This is a genomic window from Tamaricihabitans halophyticus (genome assembly GCF_004340875.1).
GTDB classification, from domain to species: domain Bacteria; phylum Actinomycetota; class Actinomycetes; order Mycobacteriales; family Pseudonocardiaceae; genus Tamaricihabitans; species Tamaricihabitans halophyticus.
Genome location: NZ_SLXQ01000018.1, coordinates 68,075 through 77,142, shown reverse-complemented (window position 1 = coordinate 77,142; position 9,068 = coordinate 68,075). Strand labels below are relative to the sequence as shown.

The following is a 9,068-nucleotide window of genomic DNA, read 5'->3' as shown; positions in this document are numbered from 1 at the left end:
CCTCCTGGAGACGTGTCTTGCTCTCGTGCGCCTCGGCGATGGCACGTCTGAGGTAATCCCGCAGCTTTTCCTCGTCGGCCATGCTCGTTCTGCTCCCAAGCTGTCACCGGACCAGGGTTATCGCGGCAAACATATGATCGACCGCGCTGAGGTTTCCCCTAGAAGGTTGATGCTGGACGTCATCCATGGCGAGCGGCTGCGCCGCACCACGGCGCTGAGTCACTGGACTGTCACAAGCCATCGAGCGGTACCGTGGACCGTCAGCTCCGGCACCGCGTACAGCCAGAATGAGGAGAGACCGTGGCCCGAAAGCAGACCGAAGAACCGCACTACCACGGGCATGTGGACGCCGCGCGACTAGCCGACTCGGAAGCACAGCGGTCCAACTTCCAAGCGGCGCTCAACGGGCCCGACGAGGTCGTCGAATGGCTGTCATCCGAACTGCGCAAGGCCGCAAGCAACCCTGACATGTCGCTGGTGGACGAGGGCCAGCTGTGGCACCAGTTCGCTACCGAGCGCGAGCCCATCACAACCGGTCTGCAAACCGGGCCGACGCTCATGGCCGTGCCCATACCCGAAGACCGCTGCCCCTGTGAGCGCCCGGAGCTCCGCACCGTACGCGGCCGTTCCTAGCGGTGTGGCTCTGGCAGGACTAGGGAATACTCTGACCGAGCCGTGCAAGCCTGACGCCCATGGCTATCGGCTCGGAGCTTGTCGAATTCCCAGTGCGGCGGCCAGGTGAGCCGTTCCCTCCGCCGCAGTACGCGGACTACCGTTCCGCGAACGGCATGGTCTACTCGATCATGCCGACCGGCTCGAAGGTGTGGCTGGCGACGCGCTACGCGGACGTGCGCACCGTCCTTACCGACAAGCGAATCAGTTCCAACCCGAAGCACGAGGGCTTTCCCTCGGCCGGCCGGACCGGCGGGGTACCAGGGCAGGACGAGATACCCGGCTGGTTCGTCGCGCTCGACCCACCCGAACACGACCGGTTCCGCAAGGCCCTGATCCCGGAGTTCACTATTCGCCGCATCCGGGAGCTGCGGCCGGCCATTCAGGAAGTCGTCGACGACGTGCTGGACAACCTGGCGGCCAAGGGCGGCGAGGCCGATCTGGTTCGCGACTTCACCGGGCCGGTGCCCTCGCTCGTGATCGCCGCGCTACTGGGCGTGCCCAAGGTTGACCGGCCTTTTTTCGAAGAGCACATTCGGGCGCTGGTCAGCATGTCGGCCACGCACGACGAACGTGAGAACAGCACCAAATACCTGCTGCGCTACCTCAACCGGCTCATCAAGATCAAACAACACCGCCCAGGTGACGACCTGCTCAGCGTGCTGATCAAAGCAGGCACCCTCTCCGTGATCGAAATGTCCGGCGCGGCGTTGCTGCTGCTCATCGCCGGCCAGGAAACCACCGCGAACAATATGGCGCTCGGGATGACCACGCTGCTGCTCAACCGGCAGTGGATCGGTGACGATCGAGTAGTCGAGGAAGTGCTGCGCTACTACTCGGTGGCGAACATCGTGGCACTGCGCGTCGCGACGGAGGACCTGGAGATCGGCGGCCAGCAGATCAAAGCCGGCGACGGGATCGTGCCACTGCTCGCCTCGGCGAACCATGACGACTCGACGTTCGAATGTCCACATGCGTTCGATCCGACCCGGTCCGCGCGGCACCATGTCGCCTTCGGTTTTGGAGTTCACCAGTGCCTCGGGCAGAACCTGGTCCGCGCCGAGCTGGATATCGCATACCGCTCGCTCTTCGAACGCCTGCCCGACCTGGAACTTGCCGTGCCGGCAGCCGAGCTGCCGTTCCGCTACGACGGCGTGATCTTCGGGTTGGAAGGCCTTCCGGTGCGCTGGCGCGCAGCCGAAACCGCGCACTGAGGCATCACTGCTGACCACCGCTCCCTACGGGCGGTCAGCGGCGACAACCCGCCGGATGGCACTCAGCGCGCCGCCGGCACCACCGTGCCGAGCCAGTCCACAATGGTCTCTGCCGTGGTGGCCGAGTCCTGTTGGGCCAGACCCATATGGTCGGTGTCCATCACGATCACGGTATCCGCGGGTACCGGCGCTTCCGAGATATCCAGTTTGGTGCCATCCGCGAGCCGCGAGCACTGCAACAGCAGCGTCGGTACCACCGGATCTTCCGGCGTGATCTCCTCGATCCGGTACTGCCAGTGCGCCATGGCGGTCAGCCGGGCGGTGTCCAGGGACACGGTCGGGGTGTCGATATCGGCGAAGTAGAAGTCGCCGATATCCGCGAAGTTCAACGCGTCCGCCCCACCATCACCCGGTTGCCCGTAGCTGAACCCGAGTGTGTCGAGCATGATCACCGCCTCCGGCCGGATCCCCCAGGTGTTGGTCAGCTTGTTGGCCGCCAGGTAGGCGAGCGCGCCAGCCGAGGAGTGCCCGACAAGGACAAACGGCTCGCCTTCGCTGGCATGCAAGGCGCTCTCGGCCACCACGCGGATCGCCGCGTCCGCTGTCGCGGGCAGCGCTTCCCCGCTGGCGAACCCCATCAGTGGCAGCGCACTCACCGTCCGGTCCGCGCGGAAATGCGCGCTCAGCCGCGCGTACTGGTGCGCGCCACCAGTTGCCCCCGGCGCGGCGATGCAGATCAACCGGGGTGTCCGGGGGCCTTCCGCGAGGATGACCGGTTCGGACAGCTCCGGTAGTTCTGCCGGATTGTGAAACATCGGCCTGGTCAACGCGGCGGCACCGAGCATCCGCATCGCCTGCGGGAGTCGCTTAGCCCGTACGGCACCGAAGAAGATGTCGCGGAGGGTTTCGCCTTCGGCCGAGGTCGCCGGTCCCCGCGCCCCGCCGGCCACGGCCCCCTCGGTTGCCGGCCCTTGCGCGGCGAGCTGAGTACTCAGTTCCGCGACGAGACCCGCCGAAGTTCGAGCATCGAAGATCACCGCCGTCTGCAGCCGCAGGTCGACCATTTCGGACAGTTGGTTGCGTAGTTCCACCGCGATCAACGAGTCGAAGCCGAGCTCCAGGAACGAACGGTTCGGATCGATCTCGCTGGTATCGTCATGGCCGAGTAGCCCTGCCACGTTGTTGACCACAATATCCAGCAGCAGCGCGGTCCGCTCCCCTTCCGTCATCGCGCGCAGCCGTTCCGAAAGCGACTGGTCCGCCCGCTCGGCTCCGGTTGCCGCGTTCGCCCGACGCTGCACGGTGGGGCTGAGTTCGCGCAACAGTGGCGGCACCTGCGGGCCGAACGCGGAGGCAAGCACCCGCACCGGGGCAAGCACCGGGGCATCGGTGGCGAGCGCGATGTCGAACAGCTCCATGCCCTGCTCGGGAGTCAGTGGCGGTAGGCCGGATCGGCCGAGCCGCTTGCGTTCCACCTCGCTGAGCTCGCCGGTCATCCCCGCTGCCGCATCCCAGGAGCCCCAGGCCAGCGCCGTCGCCGGCAACCCGAGTACCCGCCTGTGGCTCGCCAAGGCGTCCAAAAAGGAATTCGCCGCCGCATAGTTGCCTTGGCCGGGACTACCAAGCAGTCCGGCTACCGAGGAGAACAGCACGAACTCGGTGACGTCCCTGTCCCTGGTCAGTTCGTGCAGATGCCACGCCGCGTCCACTTTGGGCGCCAGCACCGCGTTCAGCCGGTCCGCCGTCAGTGACGTCACCAGCCCGTCATCGAGTACCCCTGCGGTATGTACCACTGACGTGAGATCGTTGATACCGGAGAGCAGCCGCGCCAGCGCGGCCCGGTCGGTGAGGTCACAGGCGCTGAACTCCACCGTCGCGCCGAGTTGGCTGAGCTCGGCGCGCAACTCGGCCGCTCCTGGAGCATTAGCTCCGCGCCGGGAGGCGATCACGAGTCGCCGGCGGCCCTTGGCCGTCACCAGATGTCGCGCGAGATGACCGGCAAGCCCACCTCCGCCGGTGATCAGTACCGTGCCCGTGGGTTCAACGGAACGCGGCACGGTGAGCACGATCTTTCCGGTGTGCTCGGCCTGCCGCATGTGCTGGAACGCCTCGCCGGCCCGACGCACGTCCCAGCTGCGCACCGGCAGGGGCCGCAATGTGTTCTCGTCGAACAGTTTCAGCAACTCGACAAGCATCGACTGGATTCGCTCGGGTGGCAGGTCACCAAGGTCAAATGGCAGGTAACGAACCCGGTCCGGGATACCGTCCTGGTCACGTGGGTCGGTTTTACCCATCTCGAGGAATCGACCGCCCGGGCGCAACAACCGTAGCGATGCGTCGACGAATTCACCGGTAAGCGAGTTGAGTACGACGTCAACACCCTCGTCTTCGGTGACATAACCGAAATGCCGTTCGAAGGTGAGTTCGCGGGAGGAGGCAACCTGGTATTGCCCCACACCCAACTCGCGCAGTGTGTCCCACTTCGACTCACTGGCGGTGGCAAACACTTCGGCGCCGAGGTGCTGGGCCAGCTGGATCGCCGCCATCCCAACGCCTCCGGCTCCGGCATGGACGAGCACCCGCTCTCCCCTGCTTACCCCGGCCAGCTCGACGAGCGCGTAGTAGGCGGTCAGGAAGGCCTGCGGAACCGAAGCAGCGATCTCGTCGGACCAGCCATCCGGGACCCGCACCAGGTATCGCTCGTCCGTGACCGCGAACTGGCCGAAGGCGCCGTACACGATGCCCATTACCCGGTCCCCTACGGCCAGATCCACGACATCGGGCCCGATCTCGGCGACTTCTCCGGTCGCCTCGGCACCGAACGGGAACGGCTCGCCCGGATACATGTCCAGCGCGGAAAGCACATCTCGAAAGGTCAGCCCACCAGCACGGACCGCGATCCGCACGTCGCGGCCCCTGGGCGGTTCGGTCACCTCGGGGCAAGGCGTCAGCGCCAAGGCAGCCAAGCTGCCTCGGCGAGCGGAGTCCAGCCGCCACGGTTGGCCAATGGGCGGGACGAGACCCCGGGATCCCTCCTTCGTGAGCCGTGGGCTGTAGAGCACACCGTCGCGTAGCGCCAGCTGCTGTTCCGCCGCGTCCAGCGCCGCAAGCAGCGCATCCGGTGCGGCGGCCGCGGCATCGAGGTCCAGCAGCACCATGCGCTCCGGGTTTTCCGCCTGTGCGGAGCGAATCAGCCCCGCGGCCGCGGCCGCGGCCAGGTCGCGTACCGGTTCACCCGCCACGGACACCGCGCCACTGGTCACGAACAGGATCCGGGAGGCGGCCAGTTCCGGATCGGCAAGCAGATCCGTGACCAGCTTCAGGGCGCGTTCGGTGAGCTCGCGTACCTGCTCTGGCCCCTGCATCTCGGTGGCGAGCGGAACCAGGTAAACGTCCGGCGCGGTGCTTGGCTGAGCCAGCTCGTCCACGTAGCCGGCGAGCTGTTCGCCGTACAGGTGCAGGAGGTTGGCAAGGTCGAACTGATCACCGCCGACGACCGCCCAGCGTAGTCCGCTGGCCGGGGCCTCGATCTGGACGGGCACCCACGTGGGCAGAAACGGCGACTCCGCGCTGCTCGGGGCCTGCCTGGTAACGGTCGATGCTTCGGAGTTCGCGCCACGCAACGACAACGCGGTCACCGTGGCGACTGGCTTCCCCGCCACGTCGCTCGCCGCGACCGACACCGTATCGGTGCCCACGCTGGCAAGCCGCACCCGCAGCGCTCGCGCGCCCGAGGCGTGTAGGGACATCCCTGCCCATTCGAACGGCAGTAGCCCACCGGACAGGTCCGGCACGAACACCGAGGCGTGTAGCGCGGCATCCAGCAGCGCCGGGTGCAGGCCGAACCATTCGGTGTCCTCGGCCTGCTCGGGAAGCACCACTTCCGCATAGACCGCGTCGTCGAGCCGCCACGCGGCCCGCAATCCCTGAAACACCGTCCCGTAGGCCAATCCGCGCTCGGTGAGACGAGGGTAGAAATCGGTGAGGTCGATGGGCTCGGCGCCGGCCGGCGGCCATTCGGCGACGGACAGCACGGGCTCGGTTGGGGCGGCGGTCAACGAGCCGGTGGCGTGCTGGGTCCACGCGGCGTCCTGGTCATTGCTCGGGCGCGAGTACACGTCCACCGAGCGACGTCCGTCGTCGGCTGGTTCGCCGACGACCGTCTGCACCGTGACGGATTCGGTACCGGTGAACACCAGTGGCACGAGCAACGTCAGCTCCTCCACGGTGGCGTAGCCGACGTGGTCCCCGGCGAGCACGGCAAGCTCGAGGAACCCGGTACCGGGAAACAGGACGGCACCGCCAACCCGATGTTCGGCTAGCCACGCACTGGTTCCCGGGGAGATCTGTCCGGAAAGCACTACTCGATCGGTGCCGGCCACCGCGACCGCGGCGTGTAGCAACGGGTGCTCGGTGGCTCGGAGCCCGAGCGCCGCGGGGTCGGGCAGTCCGCCGTCTTCGACGGCCGGCCAGTTGCGCTCGTTCTGGAACGCGTAGGTAGGTAGTTCCACGATCCGCGCACCGGTATCGGCGAACACGCCCGCCCAGTCGACATTGAGACCGGCGGTATGCATTCGGGCAAGTGCGGTGATGAACGCCAGCTCCTCACCTCTCCCCCGTCGCTGGGCACCGACCGCGATCACCGGAGTCGCGGCATCCCGCGTTTCGTCGAGGACATCCGGTACGGCGGCAACCAGTGATGCCTCCGGGCCGACTTCGAGAAAGGTGTTCGCGCCCGCCTCGTGTAGCGCGGCGACTCCTTGGGCAAACCGAACCGGCTGGCGCAACTGCCGTACCCAGTAGTCGGGTTCGGCCAACTCCTCCGGGCTGGCCAGCGAACCGGTCACGGTGGACACAATCGGGATTCTGGGTGGGGCGAAGGTCAGCCCGGCGACGACGGCACGGAACTCCTCGAGGATCGGCTCGACCAATGGCGAGTGAAAGGCATGCGATACCGGCAGGCGAGCAGTTTTACGGCCCAACGCGGCAAAGTGCTCGGCAACGGCCAGGACAGCGGACTCGGCACCGGAGACCACGACCGAGGACGGCCCGTTGACCGCCGCGATTGACACGGTGGTTTCCTGGCCGGCCAGTAGTGGCTCAACCTCCACTTCGGACGCGTTGACCGCGATCATCGCCCCGCCTGGCGGTAACGCGTCCATCAGTCGTGCTCGCGCGGCAACCAGTCGACAGGCGTCGTCGAGCGAGAGGACCCCGGCGAGCGCGGCGGCGGTCACCTCGCCGATGGAGTGCCCGGCCAGCTGCTCGGCACGCAGCCCACATGACTCGAGTAGCCGGTACAGCGCGATTTCGGTGGCGAACAGCGCCGGCTGGGCATTACCAGTGCGGTTGAGCAGTTCCTGGTCCTGCCCCCACATCACCGCGCGCAGCCCGGGGAAATGCGCCATGACCTCGTCGAGTGCCGCCGTGAACACCGGGAAGCGCGTGGCCAGTTCGCGGCCCATCCCGAGGTGCTGGCTGCCCTGGCCGGAGAAGAGGATCGCGAGCGAACGCGGTGTTGCCTGCCCGCGGGCGATCTCGGTGTAGCCATCGTGGGTTGGGTAGAGCACCGCGCGGTGTTCGAACGCCGAGCGTGTCCCGGCGAGCGAGGCGCCAAGATCCAGCGATGGATGTGCTGGCTCGGCTGCCGCGAACTCGAGCAGCCGATCGAGCTGCGCGTCCAGGGCACGGGCGCTACGACCGGATACCACGAACGGGATGACCGAGGGTGCGAGTACGGCCGGCGGTTGCTCAGCCGCTTCGACTTCCGGCGCCTGTTCCAGGATCACGTGCGCGTTGGTGCCGCTGATTCCGAAGGCCGATACCGCTGCCCTGCGTGGTCTGTCCGCCGCCGGCCAGCTGGTGCGCTCGGTCGCCAGGGTTACCGCGCCGGCCTGCCAATCGACATGGCTGGACGGGCTGGTCACATGCAGCGTGGGCGGCACGATGCCGGCTTCGATCGCCAGTACCGCCTTCATCACGCCTGCGACACCTGCGGCCGCCTGGGTGTGGCCGAGGTTCGACTTGACCGAGCCGACCAATACCGGCGCCGCGCGATCCTGGCCATAGGTGGCCAGCAGAGCCTGCGCCTCGATCGGATCACCCAGAGTGGTACCGGTGCCATGGGCTTCGACCAAGTCCACATCGGCACCGGCCAGTCCAGCACCGGCCAGCGCCGCGCGAATCACGCGCTGCTGGGAAGGCCCGTTGGGCGCGGTGAGCCCGTTGGACGCGCCGTCCGAGTTCACCGCTGAGCCGCGCAGCACGGCGAGCACCGGATGCCCATGGCGCCGCGCGTCGGAAAGCTTTTCCAGGACGAGCACCCCAGCGCCTTCCGACCAGCTGGTGCCGTCCGCATCGGCGGAAAAGGCCTTGCACAACCCGTCAGGTGCGAGACCGCCCTGCTGCGTGAACCCGGAGAACGCGGCCGAGGTGGCCATCACCGTCGCACCGCCGGCCAATGCCAGCGTGCATTCCCCGTCCCGCAACGCCTTGGCCGCCAGATGCAGGGTCACCAGCGAAGCTGAGCATGCGGTGTCCACCGTGACCGAGGGACCCTCAAGACCAAACGTGTACGACAGCCGGCCAGAGATCACGCTGGCCGCCACCCCGGTTCCGGCATGTGCTTCCCGATGTTCGCCGGATTTCAGCAGCAGGTGTACGTAGTCCTGGCCGTTGGTACCGACGAACACCCCGGTCCGGCTGCCGCGCAACGAACGCGGGTCGATATGGGCGCGCTCCATCGCCTCCCAGGATGTGGTGAGCAGCAACCGCTGCTGTGGATCCATCGCCACCGCCTCACGGGGCGATACGCCGAAGAATCCGGGGTCGAACTCGGCGGCGTCGGTCAGGAAGCCACCGCGCACACTGGCGCTGTGCCCGGCACCATCACCGGCCAGCGTGTCCAGATCCCAGCCCCGGTCGGTGGGAAAGGCGCCGATCCCGTGCTGCCCCTGGGAGAGCAGCTGCCACAGCTCTCGGGGAGTGCGCACACCGCCAGGGAACCGGCAGCCCATACCGACAATGGCGACTGGCTCTTGCCTACCTGACTCGAGATCTTCCAGACGCTGTCGGGTCCGGTGCAGGTCAGCCGTCACCCACTTGAGGTATTCGACGAGTTCGCCTTCCTCCGGCACCTCGATCAACCAGCCTTTCTCGGGGATCACAAACTATGTGGCTTAC

Annotated in this window: 2 protein-coding genes and 2 pseudogenes; 2 read left to right on the top strand and 2 right to left on the bottom strand. The window is 67.2% G+C overall.

Going from position 1 to position 9,068, the window contains the following annotated elements; translation table 11 throughout:
- Positions 1-7: 7 nt before the first annotated feature.
- Positions 8-82 (bottom strand): annotated as a pseudogene (locus EV191_RS31045) (polyketide synthase docking domain-containing protein); the annotation flags it as partial.
- Positions 83-300: 218 nt separating this feature from the next.
- Here EV191_RS31045 and EV191_RS26260 point away from each other — a divergent pair.
- Both EV191_RS26260 and EV191_RS26255 read left to right on the top strand, forming a co-directional pair.
- Entirely contained in the window at positions 301-633 is a 333-nt protein-coding gene (locus EV191_RS26260; protein WP_132880318.1) for a hypothetical protein, read from the top strand.
- Positions 634-692: 59 nt separating this feature from the next.
- Positions 693-1,886: a cytochrome P450 gene (locus tag EV191_RS26255; RefSeq protein WP_132880316.1), complete on the top strand. Its 1,194-nt coding sequence runs from the start codon at positions 693-695 to the stop codon at positions 1,884-1,886.
- A 62-nt stretch (positions 1,887-1,948) separates the two neighbouring features.
- Here EV191_RS26255 and EV191_RS26250 read toward each other — a convergent pair.
- A pseudogene (locus tag EV191_RS26250) lies at positions 1,949-9,007 on the bottom strand (SDR family NAD(P)-dependent oxidoreductase); the annotation flags it as partial.
- Positions 9,008-9,068 lie beyond the last annotated feature (61 nt).